Genomic DNA, 22,419 nt, shown 5'->3' on the forward strand with positions numbered 1-22,419 from the left:
CGTCGGGTAGCGTCGGGGCATGGTTTTCGGATCTCAGGTGCCCACGGTCGGCATCGACGACCTCGCGAGTGATGACTTTCTGCTGGACGTCCGGGAGGACGAGGAATGGCAGGCAGGTCACGCCGCGGGCGCGCTGCACATTCCGATGAGTGAATTCGTGTCCCGATACGGCGAGTTGACCGAGGCGGCCCCGCAGGACGGCAGGGTCAACGTCATCTGCCGGTCGGGCGGGCGCTCCGCCCAGGTCACCATGTACCTCGGGCAGCAGGGCATCGACGCGGTGAACGTCGCGGGCGGCATGGAGGCGTGGGAGGCCGCCGGGCGGCCCGTCGTCGACGACAAGGGCCAGCCGGGCACCGTGATCTGAGGGGCTTCGAGGTACTCCGAAGTACTTCGAGGTACTTCGGAGGTACTTCGGCGAGCTGAGCCGAGTGGCACTAGATCGGCCCGAGTGGCAGCTCAACCGAGTGGTAGGCGGTCAGCCCAGTGCGTGGGTGGCCAGTAGGTCGCCGAGTGCCTCCTCGTGTGCCGCTGCCGGGCCGAGGGAGAGCTCCAGCTGCTTGGCCCAGGCGTGATAGCGGTGCAGGGGGTAGTCCGTGTCGGCGCCGAAGCCGCCGTGCAGGTGCTGGGCCGTCTGCACGACCCTTCGTACGCCTTCCGACGCCCAGACCTTGGCGACGGCCACGTCTCCCGCCGCGGGTAGTGCGCTGTCCGCGCCTGTGCTGACGCGCCAGGCGGCCTGCCAGAGGGTGACCTCCATCGCGCGCAGGTCGATGTAGCGGTCGGCGGCCTGCACGGCCACCGCCTGGAACGTGGCCACGGGATGGCCGAACTGCTCACGCTTGCTGGTGTACTCGCTGGTCATACGGAGGACGCCCTCACCGAGGCCGACGGCGAGCGCGCAGGTCCCGGTGGCGAGCAGATCACGCAGCCGGTCCCAGGCGCCGTCGGCTTCGATGACGTCGGAGGCGGCGACGCGGACGGCTTCCAGGTGGAGTTCGCCGAGGCGCTCGCCGCTGGTGGAGATCTGCTCCGCGACAGTCAGACCCTCGTGGCCGCGGGGGACGAGCGCGAGGACGGTGTGTCCCTCGGCTGTGCGGGCGGGGACGACGACGAGGTCGGCGTTCTGCATCCAGGGCACGCCTGTCTGGAGTCCCTCCAGGACCCAGCTGTCGCCGTCGCGCTGTGCGGTGACGGCCGACTCGGCCGGGTCGTGCCCGGTGCGGCCGTTGGCGGCGACCGTCAGGACGAGGTCACCACGGGCGGCCGCCGGAAGGACCTTTTTCCTCAACTCCGCCCCGCCATGGGCCTGTACGGCGGACGCGGCGGCGCTGCTCTCCAGGAGCGGGACGCGCGCGAGTACCTTCGCGGACTCGCGCAGGACCAGGCACAGGGCGATGGGGTCCAAGCCCACGCCGCCGTGCTCGGAGTCGATGAGCACGCCCAGGAGGTCGGCCTCGGCGAGCCGGGACCACAGGGCGCGGTCGAAGTCCTCCGCGACGGCGCCGGGCGTGAGGGCGGGGCTCGGCACTCCGTCCGGCACGACGTCGGCGAAGAGGGCCTTCGCCACTTCGACCACGGCCTGCTGTTCCTCGGTGAAGGTGAAGTCCACTGTCCGTCCTCCCGTGCCCGGCCGACCATGATGTAGCTGACGGGCCGTCAAGATAGAACAGGTTCTAGTGGAAGGGAACAGGCGCGGCATGGTGCTGCGCGGTACGGCACGGCGGTGTGCGGCACCGGGGGGCGGGCCGGGGCGGGTCGGCCCGGGCAGGGCGGGGCGGGTGCGGGGTCAGGTCAGCGGTCGAAGTCCAGCTCCACGGTGTCCGTCGCCGGACGGGACTGGCAGGCCAGTACATATCCGGCCTCCGTCTCTTCCGGCTCCAACGCGAAGTTGCGGTCCATCCGCACCTCGCCGGAGACACAGAACGCCCGGCACGTGCCGCAGACCCCGCCCTTGCAGGCATAGGGCGCGTCGGCGCGATTGCGCAGCACCGTTTCGAGGAGCGTCTCGCCCTCCAGAACGGGCCAGGTGCCCGAGCGGCCGTCGAGGGTCGCCGTCACTGTGCTGTGCGCGGGCGCCGGGGCCGAGGGCGTGGTGGGCACGCCCGTGTCGTCCACGTGGAAGATCTCTTCGTGTATGCGGCTGCGGGGGACGCCGAGGCCGCGTAGTGTCCGCCCCGCCCCCTGCACCAGCCCGAACGGCCCGCACAGGAACCATCCCTCGATGTCCGCCACCGGCAACAGTGCGGGAAGGAGCGCCGAGAGCCGCTCCTCGTCGAGCCGTCCGGAACCGAGACCTGCCTGCTGCTCCTCCCGGGAGAGCACGGTCACCAGCTGGAACCGGTCGGGCCAGCGGTCCTTCAGGTCGGCGACCTCTTCGAGGAACATCGTCGAGGCGGCGGTGCGGTCGCTGCGTATGAGGCAGAAGTCGGCCTTCGGCTCGCGCTCCAGGAGCGTCGTGACGATCGAGAGCACCGGGGTGATCCCGCTGCCGCCGACGACCGCCGCATAGCGTCCGGGGGCGGGGTCCAGCGTGAAGCGGCCGGCCGGAGTCATGACCTCCAACTCGTCACCTATGGCGACTTCTTTGAAGGCATACGTGGAGAAGGCGCCGTCCTCGACGAGACGCACTCCGACGCGCAGGGCAGCGGGGCCCTCCGGGGACTCGGGGGGCGGGGCGGCGGAGCAGATCGAGTACGTGCGCCGGATCTCCGTGCCGTCGACGAAGCGGCGGATGGCGAGGTGCTGGCCCGGGGCGAAGCGGTACTCCTCGCGGAGCGGCGGCGGCACGTCGAACGTCAGCGTCACGGAGTCGTCGGTGAGCCGGTCGACCGCCGCAACCCGGAGCGGGTGGAAGCGGGCCATCACAACTCCTTGAAGTGGTCGAAGGGTTCGCGGCAGGAGGCGCAGCGGCGCAGTGCCTTGCAGGCCGTGGAGGAGAAGCGGCTGAGCAGCTCGGTGTCGGTCGAGCCGCAGTGCGGGCAGCGGATCGACAGGCTCAGGGGGACGGGGCCGTCCGCCGCGTGGGAGCGCGGTGGCGCTATGCCGAACTCGGCGAGCTTGCGGCGGCCTTCTGCGCTGATGTCGTCCGTCGACCAGGCGGGGGAGAGCACCGTCCGTACCGCGACCTCGACCATGCCCCGGTCGCGCAACACCTGCTCGATGTCGGCGGACATGGCCTCTATCGCCGGGCAGCCCGTGTACGTCGGGGTCAGCTCGACGTCGACCTTGCCGGGGGCGAGGATCCGGACGCCGCGCACCACGCCGAGCTCGCCCAGCGTCAGCACGGGCAGCTCGGGGTCGGGCACCGAGCCCGCGAGGGCCAGGAGCTCCGCCTCCAGCGCGGTGGGCGCGGTCGTCACCATGACGCCCCCGGGTGGCTGCGGTGCAGGTGCTGCATCTCGGCGAGCATCCGGCCGAACGGCTCGGTGTGCAGACCCTGCCGGCCGGCGCCCGCCGTCCACGCGCCGGACTGGGGCCCCTCGGGCACGGTCAGGGTCGCCCGCTCGATGACCGCTGTCACCGAGGAGGTCCAGCGCTCCCGCATGTCCTGCCAGTCGGCGTCCAGGCCGGGGACCGGCTGGAACATCTCGCCGGTGAACCGCCACAGCGCGTCGAGACCACGCTGCATGCGCTCGTGGCTCTCCTGCGTGCCGTCGCCGAGCCGCAGGGTCCACTGCTCGGCGTGGTCCTGGTGGTAGGCCACCTCCTTGACGGCCTTCGCGGCCAAGGGGGCGAACTCGCCGTCCCCCACCGCCAACTGGCCGTACAGAAGGGTTTGGTAGGTGGAGAAGTAGAGCTGACGGGCGATGGTGTGCGCGAAGTCGCCGTTCGGCTGCTCGACCAGCTGGAGGTTGCGGAAGGCGCGCTCCTCGCGGAGGTACGCCAACTCGTCCTCGTCGCCGACCGTGGAGAGCAGGATGCGGGCCTGGCCGAGCAGGTCGAGGGCGATGTTCGCCAGGGCGACCTCCTCTTCGAGGACCGGGGCGTGGCCCGCCCACTCCCCCAGACGGTGGGAGAGCACCAGCGCGTCGTCGCCGAGGGCCAGGGCGGGAAGGGCCGCGGCGTCGGCTGCGGTGGGGGCGGGGGCCGGGGTGGCGGTCACAGGTGCTTCACCCCTTCCGGGATCTCGTAGAACGTCGGGTGGCGGTAGGGCTTGTCGCCGGCCGGCTCGAAGAAGGAGTCCTTCTCGTCCGGCGAGGAGGCGGTGATCTCGGTGGACGGCACGACCCAGATGGAGACGCCTTCGCTCCTGCGCGTGTAGAGGTCGCGGGCGTTGCGCAGGGCCATCTCGGCGTCCGGCGCGTGCAGGCTGCCCGCGTGGGTGTGGGAGAGACCGCGACGGGAGCGGACGAACACCTCCCAGAGCGGCCAGTCGGTCGAGCTGCTCATGCTGTCGCCTCTCCGTGCTGTGCGCGGTCGCCGGGGGTGCCGGGGGTGGGGTGGGGGCCCTGTGCGCCGGTCGCGGTGTGCGGCCGGGGCTTTCCGGCCGCTTGCTTGCCGGCCGTCTGCTTTCCGGCTGCCTGCTTTTCGGCGTACGCCGCGGCGGCTTCCCTGACCCAGGCGCCTTCTTCATGCGCGCAGCGGCGCTGGGTGATGCGCTGGTCGTTGCAGGGGCCGTTGCCCTTGAGGACGTCCCAGAACTCGGTCCAGTCGATGGGGCCGAAGTCGTAGTGCCCCCGGGATTCGTTCCACACGAGGTCCGGGTCGGGGAGTGTCAGGCCGAGCGATGCGGCCTGGGGGACGCAGATGTCCACGAAGCGCTGGCGCAGCTCGTCGTTCGAGTGGCGCTTGATCTTCCACGTCATGGACTGCTCGGAGTGCGAGGACTCGTCGTCGGGCGGGCCGAACATCATCAGGGAGGGCCACCACCAGCGGTTCACCGCGTCCTGCGCCATGTCGTGCTGGGCCTGGGTGCCGCGGCTGAGGGCGAGCAACGACTCGTAACCCTGGCGCTGGTGGAAGGACTCCTCCTTGCAGACGCGGACCATCGCGCGTGCATACGGGCCGTACGAACAGCGGCACAGGGGGACCTGGTTGGTGATCGCGGCGCCGTCCACGAGCCAGCCGATCGCGCCCACGTCCGCCCAGGTCAGCGTGGGGTAGTTGAAGATCGACGAGTACTTCTGGCGGCCGGAGTGCAGTTTGTCGAGCAGCTCGTCGCGGCTGGTGCCGAGGGTCTCGGCCGCGCTGTACAGATACAGGCCGTGGCCGGCCTCGTCCTGCACCTTGGCCATGAGGATCGCCTTGCGCCGCAGGGAGGGGGCGCGCGTGATCCAGTTGGCCTCCGGCTGCATGCCGATGATCTCGGAGTGCGCGTGCTGGGCGATCTGGCGGACCAGGGACGCGCGATAGGCGTCCGGCATCCAGTCGCGTGGCTCGATGCGCTCGTCGGCGGCGACCGCCGCGTCGAAGACGGCCTGGTGCTCTGCCGTGCGCGCGGCGTCCGCGGCGGGCGCGGCCTCGTGCGGCTCCGTCCCCGCCGCCTGGTGTGCGGCTGCTGTCACCATCTCTCGGCCCCCTCGACCCTGAGCGAACCGCCCGACCGATCGTTCGGTTCGTTGGATTCAATGGTGCGGTCCTCCGCCATAAGGTGTCAACCCTGTGGATAACTTCACGGACGCTGTGCGTGACGGTCGGGCCTGAGTACCGTTCCGGCGGCAGGGTTCGGTGCGGGAACGGGGAACGGGGCGGAATGGACGGGTACGACAAGGGTCCGGGCGGCAGGGCCGCCGGGCCTGGCGAGCCCGGGCCGATGGAACCGACGGAGCCGGTGGGGCCGGTGGGGCTGGTGGGGCCGGAGGAAGTAGCGGGGCCGGAGAAAGCGGCGGGGCCAGCGGGGGCGGTGGAGTCGGCCGGGGCCGGGGCAGCGCCGGAAACGGCCGAACCCGGGATCGCCGGACTCCGGCTCGGGTATCAGATCGCCGCCGCGTGTGCTCTGGTGATCGTCGCGGTGGCCGCCTGCGTCCACATAGGGATGCTCTTCCTCCACGTCGCACCGTCGAACACGCTGACCAAGCAGCACGGGGACGTGATCGACGAGTGGATCTACCCCGAGTTCGAGCAGAACTGGAAGCTGTTCGCGCCCAACCCGTTGCAGCAGAACGTCGCGGTGCAGGCCCGCGCGGAGCTCCGTACGGCCGAAGGGGGCGTACGGACCACGGACTGGTACGGACTCTCCGCCGAGGACGGCGCCGGCATCGACGGAAGCCTGCTGCCCAGTCACACGCAGCAGAACGAACTCCGCCGCGCCTGGGACTTCTACGTGGGCTCGCACGACTCGCAGAATCGTCCCGTCGGCCTGCGCGGCCAGCTCTCCGAGCGCTACATCCGCCGCATCGCGTACATGCGGCTCGACCGGGAAGAGCCGGGCGGCAAGGGTGACGAGATAGCGCGCGTGCAACTGCGCTCGAAGACCACCAACGTGCGACCGCCGAAGTGGAGCGACGAGAAGGTCTCCCTCAAACCGGCCTACCGGGTGCTTCCCTGGTGGTCGGTGAAGCCCGACGATCTGCCGCTCGCCGACGACCCGCCGCTCGCCGGTGAGCCGGACCGCGCGCGTGCGCATGCGGAGGGGATGAACCGGTGATCCGCTTCGAACGCCCGCCGACGCTGGGCCGCGGCAGGACGCAGGGCCACGTCAAGACGCTGGGCATCGACAAGGTGACAAGCTTCGCCCTCGGCCCGTACCAGACCGCGGTGATCCGCATCGGGTTCGCCGCCACCTGGCTGTTCTTCCTGCTGCGCGAACTCCCCCACCGTCACGAGCTGTATGGGCCCGACGGCCCATGGAACTGGGACATGGCGCAGCAGCTCATCGCGAGCAACGGCGCCTTCACCGCTCTGATGTGGTCGGACGGGCAGATCTGGTTCGAGATCGTCTACGCGCTGGCGATCGTCAGCAGCGCCCTGCTGCTGCTCGGCTGGCACACGCGCGCGATGTCCGTGCTCTTCATGGTCGGTGTCCTGTCGCTGCAGAACCGCAGCATCTTCATGGGGGACGGCGGCGACAACGTCATCCACCTGATGGCGACCTACTTGGTCTTCACCCGATGTGGCCAGGTCTGGTCGCTGGACGCGCGGCGTGCGGCACGCGTACGTGCACGCGCGCGCGTGGCGGCTACGGAGGATGCGACCGACGCGGAAGCCGAGGAGGCCGGGGAGGGCGTGCAGGCCGGGGAGGGCGTGGAAGCCTGGGAGGCCGTGGAAGCGACCGTGCCGGTCGACCGGGTGGGGGCCGCTCTGTGGTGGGTCCTCGGGCTCGGTCTGTCGACCGTGACGTTCATGGGGGAGCTCAGCGGCGGGTGGCTGCTGTTCTTCTGGGGACTGTGGCTGGTGCACGGCCTGTGGTGGGCCGTGGGGCGGCGGGCTCCGCGGAGCGAGCTGCACAAGCTCCTCGACGTCGTGGCGAATCTGGCCCACAACGCGGGGCTGCTGGTGATCATGGTCGAGGCCTGTCTGATCTACGCGACGGCCGGCTGGTACAAGATCCAGGGCAGCCGCTGGCAGGACGGCACGGCCGTCTACTACCCGCTCAACCTCGACTACTTCTCCCCGTGGCCCGCCCTCTCCGAACTGCTCTCCTCCAGCGGCACCATGGTGCTGCTGGTGACGTACGGAACGGTCGCCGTGCAGGTCGCCTTCCCCTTCACCCTCTTCAACCGCCGGGTCAAGAATGTCCTGCTGGCGGTCATGATCGTCGAGCACGCCGTGATCGCGGTCGTCCTGGGGCTGCCGTTCTTCTCGCTCGCGATGATCGCGGCCGACGCGGTGTTCCTGCCGACGTCGTTCCTGCGGCGGCTGGGCGGTTGGGCGGCACGCGCGCGTGGAGGGGTGGTTTCCCGTCTGCGGTCTGTCAGGTCAGTCGGATCTGCCAGCTCAGTCGGATCTGCAAGATCTGCAAAATCTGGCATGGGTGCCGTGCCGGATCCGCGTCTCCAGGGTGGGAAGCGGGGCGAGGAGCCCACCGAGCACGCGCGCGTAGGCTTCACTCCATGAACAGGACGGATGAGGCGGACCCCGACGGCGCCGTACGCGCCTGGCGCGGGCTCGCCGACACCTCCGTGCTGCTCGACGGTTTCCACGCGATCAAGCATGCGCTGCGCTTCGGTGCGCGAGTACCGGTCGCGCTGACCAGTGACCGGGCCGCTGTCCTGGCGCTCGCCGACGAGCTGGCGCCGGACGTGAAGGACGCGCTCGACGCGCTGCTCGCGCGGGTCCCGGACGAGCGGCTGCGCGCCCTCGTGCCGCGGCTGCATCCCACGGCGGTGGCCGCCCTGGCGGTGCGCCCCTCCCGGGCCGACAACCTCGAAGCACTGGGGCGCATGCCCAGGCCGGCGCCGGTCGTCGTGCTCGACGACCCTCGCAATCTGGGCAACGCGGGCGCCGTGATCCGGCTCGCCGCGGGGTTCGGGGCGACCGGTGTCGTCACGACCGGCACGCTCGACCCCTGGCACCCCACGGTCGTGCGGGGCGGTGCGGGGCTGCACTTCGCGACCGCCGTGGAGCGCGTGGACGTGGCCGAGCTGCCGCCGGGCCCGGTGTTCGCGCTCGACGCGGAGGGCGAGGACATCAGGGGGCTGAAGCTCCCGGACGACGCCGTGCTCGCCTTCGGGTCCGAGCGCAGCGGCCTGTCGTCCGCGCTGCGGGGGCGAGCGGATCACCTGGTGTCCCTGCCGATGCGCCCCCAGGTCTCCAGCTACAACCTGGCGACGAGCGTCGGCATGGCGCTCTTCCACTGGTCGGCGGGCAGGTCTCCTGGGCCGGAGGCCTGAACCCGCCGCGCGTCAGAGCTCACGCGTCACACAGCACGCGTCACACACAGCACGCGTCGCACGCGTCACGCGTCCTTGCGGATCTCCACCACCCGGAAGCGGTTGGCCACGAACGCGCCGTCGCACAGCGCGGCGTTCGCAGCGGGGTTGCCGCCCGAGCCGTGGAAGTCCGAGAACGCCGCTGTCTGGTTCACATAGACGCCGCCCGTGAGGTTCAGGGACAGCTGGGCGCACTCTTCGAGGCAGGTCTCTTCCACTGCGGCGGAGAACTCCTCCGACGTCGTGTACGCCCCGACGGTCATCGCTCCCTTGTCGCGCACCGTGCGGCGCAGCAGCTCCACCGCGTCCGTCGCGGAGTCGACGGCGACGGCGAAGGTGACCGGTCCGAAGCACTCGCTCAGGTAGGCCGCCTCGGCGTCCGGCTTGGCGCCGTCCAGCTTGACGATCACCGGGGTGCGGACGACGGCGTCCGGGAATTCGGGGTTGGCGATCTCCCGTGACGGGAGGGCGACCTCGCCGAGACCTGCGGCTGCTTCCAGGCGCGCCTTCACGTCAGGGTTGACCAGCGCGCCAAGGATGCCGTTCGCCCGGGCGTCGTCGCCGAGGAGGCCGCTCACCGAGGAGGCGAGGTCCGCCACCACGTCGTCGTACGACTTGGGGCCGGCGTCCGTCTCGATGCCGTCGCGCGGGATGAGCAGGTTCTGCGGGGTGGTGCACATCTGGCCGCTGTACAGAGACAGGGAGAAGGCGAGGTTGGCCAGCATTCCCTTGTAGTTGTCGGTCGACTCGACGACGACCGTGTTGACCCCGGCCTTTTCCGTGTAGACCTGCGCCTGGCGGGCGTTGGTCTCCAGCCAGTCGCCGAACGACGTCGATCCCGTGTAGTCGATGATCTTGATTTCGGGGCGCACGGCGAGCGTCTTGGCGATGCCCTCGTCGGGCCGCTCGGCGGCCAGGCAGACGAGGTTCGGGTCGAAGCCCGTCTCGGCGAGGACCTCGCGGGCGATCCGCACGGTGAGCGCCAGGGGCAGCACCGCGCGCGGGTGCGGCTTGACCAGGACGGGGTTGCCGGTGGCGAGCGAGGCGAAGAGGCCCGGATAGCCGTTCCACGTCGGGAAGGTGTTGCAGCCGATCATGAGCGAGATGCCGCGGGCGACGGGCGTGAACCGCTTGTTCAGCGCGATCGGGTCGCGCTTGCCCTGGGGCTTGGTCCACTCGGCGGCGTCGGGGGTGCGGGCCTGCTCCACGTACGCATAAGCGACTGCTTCCAGGCCGCGGTCCTGGGCGTGGGGGCCGCCCGCCTGGAAGGCCATCATGAAGGCCTGGCCGCTGGTGTGCATGACCGCGTGCGCGAACTCGTGCGTACGGGCGCTGATCCGCGACAGGATCTCCAGGCAGACCATCGCGCGCACTTCCGCGCCCGCGTCGCGCCAGGCGCGCATTCCGGCGCGCATGGCGGGGAGCAGGGTGTCGATGTCCGGGTGGGGATACGTGATCCCCAACTCGGGGCCGTACGGCGAGACTTCGCCGCCCACCCAATCGTCCGTGCCGGGCTGGTCGAGGTCGAAGCGGGTGCCCTGGAGGGCGTCGAAGGCGGCCTTTCCTTCGGGGAGGCTCAGGCTTCCGTCCCCGTACGCCTTCGGGTGCTCGGGGTGGGGGGACCAGTACGCGCGCGTGCGGATGGTCTCCAGCGCCTGGTCGAGGGTGGGCCGGTGCTTGGCGATCAGCTGGTGCGCGGTGAGTTCGGCGGCCATGACGGGACCAACTCCTCCTCGGGCAGCTCTTCATCGAGCTGGCGAGCTGGGCAGGGACGGTGGGCAGGAACGCTCTGACAGAGCTAGAGTAACCGAACGATCGGTCGGGACAAGGGGGTCCGCCGAACCTGTGGACAACTTCTTCGCGGCCACCCCCGAACCCTGCGGCCGACGGGCCGTGCGGGAGGATCGCGAGCATGACAGCACTCGAGCTCAGCAGCGCCGTTGCCGTGGTCGGTACCGGAACCATGGGGCAGGGCATCGCCCAGGTCGCCCTGGTCGCGGGCCACCCCGTGCGGCTGTACGACGCCGTGCCCGACCGCGCGCAGGCGGCCGCCGACGCGATCGGGGCGCGCCTGGACCGGCTCGTCGAGAAGGGCCGGCTCACGGCCGAGAGCCGCGCCGCGGCCGGTGCCAGGCTCGCCCCCGCCGAGAGCCTCGCGGAGCTCGCCGACTGCGGCCTCGTCGTCGAGGCGGTCCTGGAACAACTGGACGTCAAGCAGCGACTGTTCCAGGACCTCGAGGATGTCGTCGCCGAGGACTGTCTGCTGGCCACCAACACCTCGTCCCTCTCCGTGACCGCCATCGCGGGCGCCCTGCGCGCACCGGGCCGCTTCGTCGGCCTGCACTTCTTCAACCCGGCGCCCCTGCTCCCCCTCGTCGAGGTCGTCAGCGGCTTCGCGACGGACGAGTCGGCGGCCACGCGCGCGTACGAGACCGCGAAGGCCTGGGGCAAGACCCCGGTGCGCTGCGCGGACACCCCCGGCTTCATCGTCAACCGCATCGCGCGGCCCTTCTACGCCGAGGCGTTGCGCCTGTACGAGGAGCGGGTCGCCGACCCGGCCACGATCGACGCCGTCCTGCGCGAGTGCGGCGGCTTCAAGATGGGGCCCTTCGAGCTCACCGACCTCATCGGCCAGGACGTCAACGAAGCCGTCACGCGCTCCGTGTGGGAGGCCTTCTACCAGGACCCCAAGTTCACGCCCTCGCTGGCGCAGCGCCGCCTCGTCGAGTCGGGCCGTCTCGGGCGGAAGTCGGGACAGGGCTGGTACGCGTACGGAGACGACGCCCCGCGCGCGGAACCGCACACCGCGCCACCCGAGAAGGCCCCGGTGTCCGTCACCGTGCACGGTGATCTGTTTCCGGCGGACGCGCTGATCGACCTGATGGGGACGGCAGGCGTACGGGTCGACCGCGGGAAGGGGGTGCCGAGCTACCCAGGCTCCATTGAGCTCCCCGGTGGCGCGCGGCTCGCCCTCGCCGATGGTACGGCCGCCGACACCGCGGCGGAGCCCACGATCCACTTCGACCTCGCACTGGACTACCGCACCGCGACGAGGATCGCCCTCGCCCCGTCGAGCAGGGTGAGCGAGCGGTCCCTGAAGGAGGCGATCGGGCTCTTCCAGGCGCTCGGCAAGAAGGTCAGCGTCATCGGGCACACCCCGGGGATGATCGTGGCCCGCACAGTGTGGATGCTCGTCGACTTCGCCCTCGACGCCGTCGGGCGCGAGGTGGCGGACGCCGAGGACATCGACACCGCCATGCGCCTCGGCGTCAACTACCCGCTCGGGCCCGTCGAATGGGGCCGCCGTCTCACCACGTACCGCGTGGCCGAAGCGCTCGACGTCCTGCACGACGAGTACCCCACCGGGCGTTACGCGCCCTCCCAGGCACTGCGGCGCCAGGCCGTGCGAGAGGAGTACTCATGACCACCGTCCGGCGGGACACGTACACCCCGGAGACGCTGCTGAGCGTGGCCGTCCGGGTCTTCAACGAACGCGGCTACGACGGCACGTCCATGGAGCACCTCTCAAAGGCGGCCGGCATCTCCAAGTCGTCGATCTACCACCACGTGGCGGGCAAGGAGGAGCTGCTGCGCCGTGCGGTGAGCCGAGCCCTCGACGGGCTCTTCGGCATCCTCGCCGAGGAGCACGCGCGCGTGGGCAGTGCGGTGGAGCGCCTGGAGTACGTCACGCGCCGCACCGTGGAGGTGCTGGTCGCCGAGCTGCCCTATGTGACGCTGCTGCTGCGGGTGCGCGGCAACACGGACACCGAGCGGTGGGCCATGGAGCGGCGCAGGGAGTTCGACCAGCAGGTGGCCGAGCTGCTCAAGGAGGCCGCCGCGGACGGTGACCTGCGCTCCGACGGCGACCTGCGGCTGGCCACCAGGCTGCTCTTCGGAATGATCAACTCCATTGTGGAGTGGTACCGGCCGGAGAGCCGGGGCGCCGCCAACGGCGAGCAGATCGCCGACGCGGTGGTGCAGTTGGCGTTTGCGGGGCTGCGCACCGACCGCTGAGCCCCGACCGCTCCCGGGGTCAGCTGTCCGGCTCCATGTCGTCCTCCTCGAAGACCAGCAACGTACGGGTGCTGAGTACTTCGGGGATGGACTGCAGCCGGGTGAGCACCAGCTCCCGCAGCGCGCGGTTGTCCGGCGTGTGCACCAGGAGCAGAACGTCGAAGTCGCCGCTGACGAGCGCGATGTGGGAGGCGCCGGGGAGCGCGCGCAGATGTTCGCGCACCGTGCGCCAGGTGTTCTGCACGATCTTGAGCGTGATGTACGCGGACGCGCCCTGCCCGGCGCGCTCGTGGTTGATCCGCGCGCCGAAGCCCCGGATGACGCCGTCGTCGATGAGGCGGTTGATGCGCGCGTAGGCGTTGGCCCGGGACACGTGGACGCGCTCGGCCACGGAACGTATCGACGCGCGACCGTCCGTGTGCAGGATCTGCAAAATGTCGCGGTCTATGGCGTCCAGGGGGCGGGGGTCCGGGACCGCGGGCTCGGGGACGCGGGGCTCGGGGGCGCGCGTCCCGGAGGGGCGCTCGGAGGGGCGCGGTTCAGGAATCCGGGGCTCCGGGAGGTCGCCGTCGTGCCCGTCGGCCATTCGTTCAGATGCCATGTCCCCCCGCCTCCCTACCATGGACGTACTGCGTCCATCCCAGGCTGTGGAGAACCGTTTGTCCACAGCCTGGAGGTGCCTGTAGCCAAAATGTGCCGTCGACCGAACAATCGGTAGGTGAGGCGCATCACGTCGGCGCGCCTCGTTTACCCACTCCCACGAGGAGACCGCTTCCCCAGGAGGTGCCGTCATGACGGTCATGGAGCAGCGGGGTGCCTACCGGCCCGCCCCGCCCCCCGCTTGGCAGCCCAGGACCGACCCCGCGCCGCTGCTGCCGGACGCGGAGCCGTACCGAGTCCTCGGCACCCAGGCCGCCGAGAAGGCCGACCCGGGGCTGCTGCGCCGTCTCTACGCGGAACTGGTGCGCGGTCGTCGCTACAACACCCAGGCGACCGCCCTGACGAAGCAGGGCAGGCTGGCGGTCTATCCCTCAAGCACCGGTCAGGAGGCGTGCGAGGTCGCCGCGGCGCTCGTCCTGGAGGAGCGGGACTGGCTCTTCCCCAGTTACCGGGACACGCTCGCCGTCGTCGCCCGCGGCCTCGACCCCGCGGACGCGCTGACGCTGCTGCGCGGCGACTGGCACACCGGGTACGACCCGCGCGAGCACCGCATAGCGCCCCTGAGCACGCCTCTCGCGACGCAGCTCCCGCACGCCGTGGGTCTCGCGCACGCCGCCCGGCTCAAGGGCGACGACGTGGTGGCGCTCGCCATGGTCGGCGACGGCGGCACCAGCGAGGGCGACTTCCACGAGGCGCTGAACTTCGCGGCGGTGTGGCAGGCCCCCGTGGTCTTCCTCGTGCAGAACAACGGCTTCGCGATCTCCGTGCCGCTCGCCAAGCAGACCGCCGCCCCCTCCCTCGCCCACAAAGCGGTGGGGTACGGCATGCCGGGACGCCTGGTGGACGGCAACGACGCGGCGGCGATGCACGAAGTCCTGAGCGAAGCGGTCTCCCGCGCGCGGCGGGGCGGTGGTCCGACGCTCGTCGAGGCCGTCACGTACCGCATGGAAGCCCATACGAACGCCGACGACGCCACGCGATACCGCCAGGACACCGACGTCGACGCCTGGCGCGACCACGACCCGATCCTGCTCCTGGAGCGGGAGTTGACGGAGCGCGGACTCCTGGACGACGAGACGAAGCGGCAGACGCGCGACGAGGCCGAGGCCATGGCGGCCGACCTGCGCGACCGCATGAACCAGGACCCCACGCTCGACCCGATGGACCTCTTCACGCACGTGTACGCCGAGCAGACCACCCAACTGCGGGAGCAGGCGGCACAGTTGCGGGCTGAGCTGGAAGTGGCCTCGGAAGACGCCGAGGAGGAGACGCGATGACCACGGTCGCGGCGAAGCCCGCCGCCAAACCGGCCACCATGGCGCAGGCGCTCGGGCGCGCGCTGCGGGACTCCATGGCCGAGGACCCGTCCGTGCACGTCCTCGGAGAGGACGTGGGAGCGCTCGGCGGTGTCTTCAGGGTCACCGACGGGCTCGCCAAGGAGTTCGGCGAGGACCGCTGCACGGACACGCCGCTGGCCGAGGCGGGCATTCTCGGCACGGCGGTCGGCATGGCGATGTACGGCCTGCGGCCCGTCGTCGAAATGCAGTTCGACGCCTTCGCCTATCCCGCCTTCGAGCAGTTGATCTCGCACGTGGCGCGGATGCGGAACCGCACGCGCGGCGCGATGCCGCTGCCCATCACCGTCCGCGTGCCCTACGGAGGCGGCATCGGCGGCGTCGAGCACCACAGCGACTCCTCCGAGGCGTACTACATCGCGACGCCGGGCCTTCATGTCGTCACGCCGGCCACGGTCTCCGACGCCTACGGCCTGCTGCGCGCCTCCATCGCCTCCGACGACCCCGTCGTCTTCCTGGAGCCGAAGCGCCTGTACTGGTCCAAGGCCGACTGGAACCCGGAGGCACCGCAGAGCGTTGAACCGATAGGCCGCGCGGTCGTGCGGCGCACCGGGCGCAGCGCCACGCTCATCACGTACGGCCCGTCCGTGCCCGTCTGCCTGGAGGCGGCCGAGGCCGCCCGCGCCGAGGGCTGGGACCTCGAAGTGGTCGACCTGCGCTCCCTCGTGCCCTTCGACGACGAGACGGTCGCCGCGTCCGTGCGGCGCACGGGTCGGGCGGTCGTCGTGCACGAGTCGGGGGGCTTCGGCGGCCCCGGCGGTGAGATCGCGGCGCGGGTCACCGAGCGGTGCTTCCACCACCTGGAGGCGCCGGTCCTGCGGGTCGCGGGCTTCGACATCCCGTATCCGCCGCCCATGCTGGAGAAGCACCATCTGCCCGGTGTCGACCGGATCCTGGACGCGGTCGCGCGGCTCCAGTGGGAGGCGGAGAGCTGATGGCCCCTGCTCTTGATGTGAACAGTATGGAATTCAAACTGCCCGACCTCGGGGAGGGGCTGACGGAGGCGGAGATCGTCCGTTGGCTCGTCGAGGTCGGTGACGTCGTCGCCGTGGACCAGCCGGTCGTCGAGGTCGAGACGGCCAAGGCGATGGTCGAGGTGCCGTGTCCCTACGGAGGTGTGGTCACGGCCCGCTTCGGCGAGGAGGGCGCGGAACTGCCGGTGGGAGCACCTCTGTTGACGGTGGCGGTGGGTGCCCCGGCGGAGACGGCCGGTTCCCGGGCCCCTGAGGAGCCCGCCGAGCGGGCACTGCAGACGGCCGCCGAGGAGTCCTCGGGGAACGTGCTGGTCGGGTACGGCACGGGGGCGGCGCCGGCGCGCCGCAGGAGGGTGCGGCCCGTGCAGCCGGTGCAGTCGGTGCAGCCGATGCAGTCCGCTTCGCCGGAGCCGTCCCCGGTTTCCTCGGACGGGCCCGTTCCGGTGATCTCCCCTCTCGTACGGAAGTTGGCGCGGGAGAACGGGGTCGAGCTGCGGAGCCTGGTGGGTTCGGGGCCGGACGGGCTGATCACGCGGGCCGATGTCGAGTCGGCCATCGCCGCCGGCAGGCGCCCGATGATCAAGGCGGCGGTCCGCGCGGACGACGAGCAGATCCGCGCGGGGCGGGCCGAGGCGCGCCACCAGGTGGAGGCGGGCGAGGAGCCGCGGAAGGCGGGCCTCGAATCCCGGCACCCGCTGACCGGCATCCGGGGCCTGGTCGCGGACAAGATGGCCCGCAGCCGACGCGAGATACCGGAGGCGACCTGCTGGGTCGACGCCGACGCGACGGAGCTGCTGGCGGCCCGCAAGGCGATGAACGCGGCGATGACGGAGCGCGACGGCAGCCAGAAGGTGTCGCTGCTCGCGCTGCTCGCCCGTATCAGCGTCGCCGCTCTGACCCGGTTCCCCCAGCTCAACTCCTCCGTCGACATGGAGGCGCGGGAGGTGCGGCAGTTCGCCGACATCCACCTCGGCTTCGCCGCGCAGACCCAGCGGGGGCTGGTCGTCCCCGTGGTGCGGCACTCACAGTCACGGTCGACGGAATCGATCAACGCGGAGCTGATCCGGCTCACGGAGTGCGCGCGGGCGGGCACGCTGACCCCGGGCGAGCTCACCGGAGGGACCTTCACGCTCAACAACTACGGCGTGTTCGGGGTCGACGGTTCCACGCCGATCATCAACCACCCCGAGGCGGCCATGCTCGGTGTCGGCCGCATCGTGCCCAAGCCGTGGGTGCACCAAGGGGAGTTGGCGGTGCGGCACGTGGTGCAGCTGTCGCTCACCTTCGACCACCGGGTGTGCGACGGCGGTACGGCGGGCGGGTTCCTGCGCTATGTGGCGGACTGCGTCGAGCAGCCGGCGGTGTTGTTGCGGTCGGTGTGAGCAGGCCGCGCGCCTGAGTGACGCAAGAGCCTTTCCCCTAGGGCATTTTTCAGGGGTGTCAATGATCCTTCGGGCGCCCATACTCGGAGGGTGACCAGAAACGAGGCCGGACCGTACGCCGAGTCTGGGCCGTACGCCCAGGCCCGGCCGTACGACGCCGTCGTGCTCGCCGGGGGCGGCGCCGCGCGGCTCGGCGGTGCGGACAAGCCGGGGGTGCGGGTCGGGGGCCGGACGTTGATCGACCGTGTCCTGGCAGCCTGTTCCGGTGCCGGGACCACCGTCGTCGTCGCCGCGCCGAGGCCGACCGCGCGCCCCGTGGTGTGGGCGCGCGAGGAGCCCGCGGGTGGTGGCCCCTTGGCCGCGCTCGACGCGGGGCTCCGGCACGCCGTGGCGGAGCGCGTGGTGGTGCTCTCCGCCGACCTGCCGTTCCTGGGCGCGGAGACCGTACGAAGCCTCCTCGCCGCCCTCGACGAGAGTGGCGCGGACGGGGCGGTCCTCACCGACCCCGACGGCCGTGACCAGCCGCTCGTCGCGGCCTATCGGCGGGACGCCCTGCGGCGGGAGATCGCGGCGATCGCTCATGATGCCGCTGACGCCCGGGACGTCGCTGACCCTCGCGGGGTGGACGCTGACCCTCACAGGGAGAGCGCTGGCCCTCGCAGGGCGAGCACCGACCCTCACAGGGTGAGCACTGACCCTCACAGGGAAAGCGGGGCGCTCGCCGGGATGCCGTTGCGGCGGCTCACCGTGCGGCTCGACCTCACGCGGGTCGCCGACCCCGTCGCCGCTTTCGACTGCGACACCTGGGACGACATTGCCACCGCCCGGGCGCGTATCAGGGAGCATGGCAACGTGTTGGATGAATGGATTTCCGCAGTCAAGGACGAGCTGGGCATCGAACTGGACGTCGACACCGGCGCCCTCCTCGACCTCGCTCGCGACGCCGCGCACGGCGTGGCCAGGCCGGCGGCACCGCTGACCACGTTCCTCGTCGGGTACGCGGCGGCGCAGGCGGCCGCGCGGGCCTCCGCCACGGGTGGCACGGCCGGCGGTGCGGAGGCGGTGGCCGAGGCGACGCGCAAGGCCGCGGCGCTCGCGGCCCGCTGGGCGGACGAGGACCGGCAGGACGCGGAGCCCGACGCCTCCCGTACGCCTCCGGACGCCGGATGACCGGGCAGCCCGCGCCGGACGCCGAGCTCGAAGAGGCGCTTGCCCTCGTGAACGGGGCTCGCGCCGGCCACGCCGACGCCGCTTCCCGACCGTCCTACGCTTCCCGGCCGACCTCCGCATCGGCATCGGCATCCGCCTCCACATCGGCATCGGCCTCCGCATCGGCATCAGCAGCCTCGCCCTCGGGCCCGGGCCCGGGCTCCGAGCCCGCGTCAGGGCCACGGGCTGCGGCACCCACCCCCGCCACCACCCGGCCCGCCCCCGCCACCCGGTCCGGCGCCCCCGCCACCCCCGGCGACGACAAACACCGCGACATCACGCCGTGGCCCGCCGCACGCGCTCGTGCCGAGCGGGCCGCACCGCGCCCCGGGAGCGATCCCGTCACGGCCCCCCTGCACCGGGCCCTCGGCCTGATCCTCGCCGCGCCGCTCACCGCCCTGACGGACCTGCCGTCCTTCGACACCTCCGCCATGGACGGCTGGGTCGTCGCGGGCCCTGGCCCCTGGCACGTACGGGCCGACGGGCGCGCCGACGGCATCCTCGCCGGACATGGCCGCCCCGAGGCGCTCACCGACGGAGAGGCCGTACGCATCGCCACGGGCGCCCGCATCCCGCAGGACGCCACCGCGGTGCTGCGCAGCGAGCACGGCCGGATCGACGACAAGGGCAGGCTCCACGCCCTGCGCGAGGTCGTCCCCGGCCAGGACATCCGTCCGCGCGGCCAGGAGTGCCGCTCCGGAGACCGCCTTCTGCCGGTCGGCGCCCTGGTGACGCCCGCCGTGCTCGGCCTGGCCGCCGCCGCCGGGTACGACACGCTGCCGGTGGTCCGCAGGCCCCGCGCCGAAGTCCTCATCCTCGGCGACGAGTTGCTGACGGAGGGCCTCCCGCACGGCGGCCTCATCCGTGACGCGCTCGGCCCCATGCTGCCGCCCTGGCTGCACTCTCTCGGTGCCGAAGTGACCGCTGTCCGGCGCCTCGGGGACGACGCCGAGGCGCTCCACCGGGCGATCACCGAGTCCACCGCCGACCTGATCGTCACGACGGGCGGCACCGCGTCGGGACCCGTCGACCACGTGCACCCGACCCTGCGCCGGATCGGCGCCGACCTGCTCGTGGACGGGGTCGCGGTGCGGCCCGGGCACCCCATGCTGCTGGCCCGCACCCGGCAGGGACAGCACCTCGTCGGTCTGCCCGGCAACCCGCTCGCCGCCGTGTCCGGGCTGCTGACCCTCGCCGAGCCCCTGCTCCGCACGCTCTCCGGACGCCCGGCCGGCTGCGGCGGCCCCTCGACGTACACCGCGCCCGTGCGCGACGACGTCCAAGGGCACCCGTACGACACCCGCCTCGTCCCCGTCGCCCTGCGCGGTGACCTGGCCGTGCCGCTGCACTTCAACGGCCCGGCGATGCTGCGCGGCATCGCGGCGGCCGACGGGCTCGCGGTCGTGCCGCCCGGCGGGGCGCGCAGGGGACAGGAGTTGGAAGTCCTGGACCTGCCGTGGGCAGTGCCGGACGTGGGCGCGGGCGGGGACACCGATTTGTACGGTGGGCTGTTCGAAGTGGGCGGGCCCGGCACCCCAACAGGCACCACCACCGGACCCGAAGAAGCCGTAGACGACGGCAAGGAGCGTTTCACGTGAAACTGCCCGGGCATGACGCCATCGCGCGTCACCCCGACGAGCACCACGCGACATACCGGATCAAGCTGCCCCAGCGCGCGGTCGTGCGGCCGCTGCGGCAGGTCACCCGGCGTCTCGCGATGGCGCTGTTGGTGCTCGCCCTGACGACGTGCCTCGTCTGGATGGACCGCAGCGGGTACCACGACAACTCGGACCAGCACGTCGACTTCCTCGACTCCGCGTACTACGCGACGGTCACGCTCTCCACCACCGGTTACGGCGACATCGTCCCGTACAGCGACAGCGCCCGGCTCACCAACATCCTCCTGGTCACGCCGCTGCGCGTGCTCTTCCTGATCATCCTGGTCGGCACCACCCTCGAAGTGCTCACGGAACGGACGCGCGAGGAATGGCGTCTGTCCCGCTGGAGGTCCAACTTGCGTGAACACACTGTTGTCGTCGGCTTCGGTACGAAGGGTCGCTCCGCGATCCAGACCGTCTGCGCCACCGGCCTGAAGCCGGACCAGATCGTGGTCGTCGACCCCAGCGCGAAGGTCGTCGACGCGGCCACGGCGGAGGGGTACGCGGGCGTCATCGGCGACGCGACGCGCAGCGACGTGCTCCTCCGCGCCGAGGTGCAGCGGGCCCGCCAGATCATCATCGCGACACAGCGCGACGACACGGCGGTGCTGGTCGCCCTCACCGCCCGCCAGCTGAACCGCGGGGCGAAGATCGTGGCGGCGGTCCGCGAGGAGGAGAACGCGCCGCTGCTCCGCCAGTCCGGCGCGGACGCCGTGATCACCAGCGCCAGTGCGGCGGGCCGGCTGCTCGGGCTCTCCGTGCTCAGCCCGAGCGCGGGCATGGTCATGGAGGACCTGATCCAGCAGGGCAGCGGGCTCGATCTCGTCGAGCGGCCGGTGATAAAGGCCGAGGTGGGGCGCAGCGTGCGGGAGACGGACGACCTGGTGGTGAGCGTCGTACGTGGGCATCGTGTCCTTGGGTACGACGATCCGGCGGTCGGCAAGCTGCAGTTGACGGACCGTCTGATCACCATCGTCCGTGCCTCCCCCGGCACGACGGTCGCCCCGGACCTCAAGCCCCTGCCACCGAACTGACACGGCCTGACCCGGCCTGACCCGGCGTGACCCGGCGTGACACGTGCCTGACGCGACCACGCCGGTCGCCCCGAACCTGAAGCGCCTGCCAGGACCTGCCAGAACCCGCCACGACCTGCCGCCGCCTGCGCGCACCGGCGCAGGCGGGTGCGTGCCGGATGCGGGGTGGGACGACGCGAGTAGCCTCGGCCGTATGTATGCGATCACGATTCCCGAACCCGGTGGTCCTGAAGCGCTCGTGTGGGCCGACGTGTCCGACCCAGTGCCCGGTGAGGGCGAGGTGCTCGTCGACGTCGTGGCGAGCGCCGTGAACCGCGCCGATCTGCTGCAGCGGCAGGGGTTCTACAACCCGCCGCCCGGCGCCTCCCCGTATCCCGGCCTGGAGTGCTCGGGCCGGATCGCCGCGCTCGGCCCCGGTGTCTCCGGCTGGGCGGTCGGCGACGAGGTGTGCGCGCTGCTCTCGGGCGGCGGATACGCGGAGCGGGTCGTCGTGCCGGCCGGTCAGCTGATGCCCGTGCCCGACGGCGTCGACCTCGTCACGGCGGCCGCGCTGCCCGAGGTGACCTCGACGGTCTGGTCCAACGTCTTCATGATCGCCCACCTGCGGCCGGGCGAGACGCTGCTCGCGCACGGCGGTTCCAGCGGCATCGGCACCATGGCGATCCAGCTGGCCAAGGCCGTCGGAGCGAAGGTCGCCGTGACGGCGGGCAGCAAGGAGAAGCTCGCGTTCTGCGGTGACCTCGGGGCGGACGTCCTGATCAACTACCGTGAGCAGGACTTCGTCGAGGAGATCGAGCGGGCCACGGGCGGCGCGGGCGTGGACGTCATCCTCGACAACATGGGCGCGAAGTACCTGGACCGGAACGTCAAGGCCCTCGCCGTCAACGGCAGGCTCGCCATCATCGGCATGCAGGGCGGCGCCAAGGGTGAGCTGAACATCGGCGCGCTCCTCAACAAGCGGGGCGCCGTCACCGCGACCTCCCTGCGCGGTCGTCCGGCCGCAGAGAAGGCCTCCATCGTCGCGGCGGTGCGGGAGCACGTGTGGCCGCTGATCGGCGGGGGACACGTGCGGCCCATTGTCGACCGGACGGTGCCGATGAGCGACGCGGCGGCGGCACACCGGGTCCTGGAGGAGAGCAGCCACATCGGCAAGGTGCTCCTCACCCGGTAGCCCCTCGGCCGCAAGGTCGAGTGCCCCAGGCCGCCGGGCCGAGATGCCGGGTCGCCGGGCCGAGATGCCGGATTCGTAGCGCCCAGTTACCGGACTCGTAGCGCCGAGATGCCGGATCCGTAGCGCCATGTGACGCTTGATGCTGGTGC

General features: G+C 71.6%; 21 protein-coding genes. 13 read left to right on the forward strand and 8 right to left on the reverse strand.

Features of this window, described 5'->3' with window-relative positions; genetic code table 11:
- The first annotated feature begins 19 nt into the window (after window positions 1-19).
- Window positions 20-367, forward strand: a complete 348-nt coding sequence (locus ACH4D5_RS14210) for a rhodanese-like domain-containing protein (RefSeq protein WP_398301906.1) — start codon at window positions 20-22, stop codon at window positions 365-367.
- A 111-nt stretch (window positions 368-478) separates the two neighbouring features.
- Here the strand turns inward: ACH4D5_RS14210 and ACH4D5_RS14215 are convergent, their stop codons facing one another.
- The 6 genes from ACH4D5_RS14215 to paaA form a co-directional block, all read right to left on the reverse strand.
- A complete protein-coding gene (locus tag ACH4D5_RS14215; RefSeq protein WP_398301908.1) occupies window positions 479-1,612 on the reverse strand; it encodes an acyl-CoA dehydrogenase family protein in 1,134 nt (377 codons plus the stop codon).
- A 182-nt stretch (window positions 1,613-1,794) separates the two neighbouring features.
- Window positions 1,795-2,865 carry a 2Fe-2S iron-sulfur cluster-binding protein gene (locus tag ACH4D5_RS14220; protein ID WP_398301910.1) on the reverse strand — a complete coding sequence of 357 codons (1,071 nt, stop codon included), beginning with the start codon at window positions 2,863-2,865 and terminating at the stop codon, window positions 1,795-1,797.
- Window positions 2,865-3,365, reverse strand: a complete 501-nt coding sequence (gene paaD / locus ACH4D5_RS14225; protein ID WP_398301912.1) for a 1,2-phenylacetyl-CoA epoxidase subunit PaaD — start codon at window positions 3,363-3,365, stop codon at window positions 2,865-2,867. The genes ACH4D5_RS14220 and paaD overlap by 1 nt, the downstream gene beginning before the upstream one ends.
- Complete coding sequence (paaC, locus tag ACH4D5_RS14230; protein WP_398301914.1) at window positions 3,359-4,105, reverse strand: 1,2-phenylacetyl-CoA epoxidase subunit PaaC; 747 nt, start codon at window positions 4,103-4,105, stop codon at window positions 3,359-3,361. Before paaC ends, paaD begins: the two co-directional genes overlap by 7 nt.
- Entirely contained in the window at window positions 4,102-4,392 is a 291-nt protein-coding gene (gene paaB, locus ACH4D5_RS14235) for a 1,2-phenylacetyl-CoA epoxidase subunit PaaB (protein WP_030972485.1), read from the reverse strand. Before paaB ends, paaC begins: the two co-directional genes overlap by 4 nt.
- Window positions 4,389-5,510 carry a 1,2-phenylacetyl-CoA epoxidase subunit PaaA gene (gene paaA, locus ACH4D5_RS14240; protein ID WP_398301917.1) on the reverse strand — a complete coding sequence of 374 codons (1,122 nt, stop codon included), beginning with the start codon at window positions 5,508-5,510 and terminating at the stop codon, window positions 4,389-4,391. The genes paaB and paaA overlap by 4 nt, the downstream gene beginning before the upstream one ends.
- 185 nt (window positions 5,511-5,695) lie before the next feature.
- On the opposite strand from paaA, the gene ACH4D5_RS14245 reads away from it, so the two are divergent.
- The 3 genes from ACH4D5_RS14245 to ACH4D5_RS14255 are packed head-to-tail and all read left to right on the forward strand — an operon-like array spanning window position 5,696 to window position 8,774.
- Window positions 5,696-6,589 (forward strand): DUF5819 family protein, encoded by an 894-nt coding sequence (locus ACH4D5_RS14245; protein ID WP_398301919.1) that lies wholly within the window; start codon window positions 5,696-5,698, stop codon window positions 6,587-6,589.
- Window positions 6,590-6,612: 23 nt separating this feature from the next.
- The gene (locus ACH4D5_RS14250; RefSeq protein ID WP_398302610.1) at window positions 6,613-7,998 is read left to right on the forward strand and encodes an HTTM domain-containing protein; all 1,386 of its coding nucleotides are present in this window, start codon (window positions 6,613-6,615) and stop codon (window positions 7,996-7,998) included.
- Window positions 7,995-8,774, forward strand: coding sequence for a TrmH family RNA methyltransferase (locus ACH4D5_RS14255; RefSeq protein WP_398301921.1), 780 nt, complete (start codon window positions 7,995-7,997; stop codon window positions 8,772-8,774). The genes ACH4D5_RS14250 and ACH4D5_RS14255 overlap by 4 nt, the downstream gene beginning before the upstream one ends.
- A 65-nt stretch (window positions 8,775-8,839) precedes the next feature.
- On the opposite strand, the gene paaN is transcribed toward ACH4D5_RS14255, so the two are convergent.
- On the reverse strand, window positions 8,840-10,528 hold the full coding sequence (paaN, locus tag ACH4D5_RS14260; RefSeq protein ID WP_398301923.1) for a phenylacetic acid degradation protein PaaN: 1,689 nt from the start codon (window positions 10,526-10,528) through the stop codon (window positions 8,840-8,842).
- A gap of 197 nt (window positions 10,529-10,725) precedes the next feature.
- Here paaN and ACH4D5_RS14265 point away from each other — a divergent pair, with 197 nt between their 5' ends.
- Both ACH4D5_RS14265 and ACH4D5_RS14270 read left to right on the forward strand, forming a co-directional pair.
- Entirely contained in the window at window positions 10,726-12,237 is a 1,512-nt protein-coding gene (locus ACH4D5_RS14265) for a 3-hydroxyacyl-CoA dehydrogenase (protein WP_398301925.1), read from the forward strand.
- Window positions 12,234-12,827, forward strand: coding sequence for a TetR/AcrR family transcriptional regulator (locus ACH4D5_RS14270; RefSeq protein ID WP_398301927.1), 594 nt, complete (start codon window positions 12,234-12,236; stop codon window positions 12,825-12,827). The genes ACH4D5_RS14265 and ACH4D5_RS14270 overlap by 4 nt, the downstream gene beginning before the upstream one ends.
- 19 nt (window positions 12,828-12,846) lie before the next feature.
- Here ACH4D5_RS14270 and ACH4D5_RS14275 read toward each other — a convergent pair whose 3' ends face one another.
- A complete protein-coding gene (locus ACH4D5_RS14275; protein ID WP_398301929.1) occupies window positions 12,847-13,428 on the reverse strand; it encodes an Lrp/AsnC family transcriptional regulator in 582 nt (193 codons plus the stop codon).
- 190 nt (window positions 13,429-13,618) lie between these two features.
- Between ACH4D5_RS14275 and pdhA the strand changes: the two genes are divergently transcribed.
- From pdhA to ACH4D5_RS14310, 7 genes are all read left to right on the forward strand, one after another.
- A complete protein-coding gene (gene pdhA, locus ACH4D5_RS14280; RefSeq protein WP_398301931.1) occupies window positions 13,619-14,764 on the forward strand; it encodes a pyruvate dehydrogenase (acetyl-transferring) E1 component subunit alpha in 1,146 nt (381 codons plus the stop codon).
- Window positions 14,761-15,777 (forward strand): alpha-ketoacid dehydrogenase subunit beta, encoded by a 1,017-nt coding sequence (locus ACH4D5_RS14285; RefSeq protein WP_398301933.1) that lies wholly within the window; start codon window positions 14,761-14,763, stop codon window positions 15,775-15,777. Before pdhA ends, ACH4D5_RS14285 begins: the two co-directional genes overlap by 4 nt.
- A gap of 26 nt (window positions 15,778-15,803) precedes the next feature.
- Window positions 15,804-17,198 carry a dihydrolipoamide acetyltransferase family protein gene (locus tag ACH4D5_RS14290; protein ID WP_398301935.1) on the forward strand — a complete coding sequence of 465 codons (1,395 nt, stop codon included), beginning with the start codon at window positions 15,804-15,806 and terminating at the stop codon, window positions 17,196-17,198.
- A gap of 90 nt (window positions 17,199-17,288) precedes the next feature.
- Complete coding sequence (locus tag ACH4D5_RS14295) at window positions 17,289-18,368, forward strand: NTP transferase domain-containing protein (protein ID WP_398301936.1); 1,080 nt, start codon at window positions 17,289-17,291, stop codon at window positions 18,366-18,368.
- On the forward strand, window positions 18,365-20,005 hold the full coding sequence (locus tag ACH4D5_RS14300; protein ID WP_398301938.1) for a molybdopterin molybdotransferase MoeA: 1,641 nt from the start codon (window positions 18,365-18,367) through the stop codon (window positions 20,003-20,005). Before ACH4D5_RS14295 ends, ACH4D5_RS14300 begins: the two co-directional genes overlap by 4 nt.
- Window positions 20,002-21,099, forward strand: a complete 1,098-nt coding sequence (locus tag ACH4D5_RS14305; protein ID WP_398301940.1) for a potassium channel family protein — start codon at window positions 20,002-20,004, stop codon at window positions 21,097-21,099. The genes ACH4D5_RS14300 and ACH4D5_RS14305 overlap by 4 nt, the downstream gene beginning before the upstream one ends.
- Window positions 21,100-21,292: 193 nt before the next feature.
- Complete coding sequence (locus ACH4D5_RS14310; RefSeq protein WP_398301941.1) at window positions 21,293-22,270, forward strand: NAD(P)H-quinone oxidoreductase; 978 nt, start codon at window positions 21,293-21,295, stop codon at window positions 22,268-22,270.
- Window positions 22,271-22,419 lie beyond the last annotated feature (149 nt).

The organism is Streptomyces sp. NPDC018029 (genome assembly GCF_044327655.1).
In the GTDB taxonomy this organism is placed as follows: Bacteria; Actinomycetota; Actinomycetes; order Streptomycetales; family Streptomycetaceae; genus Streptomyces.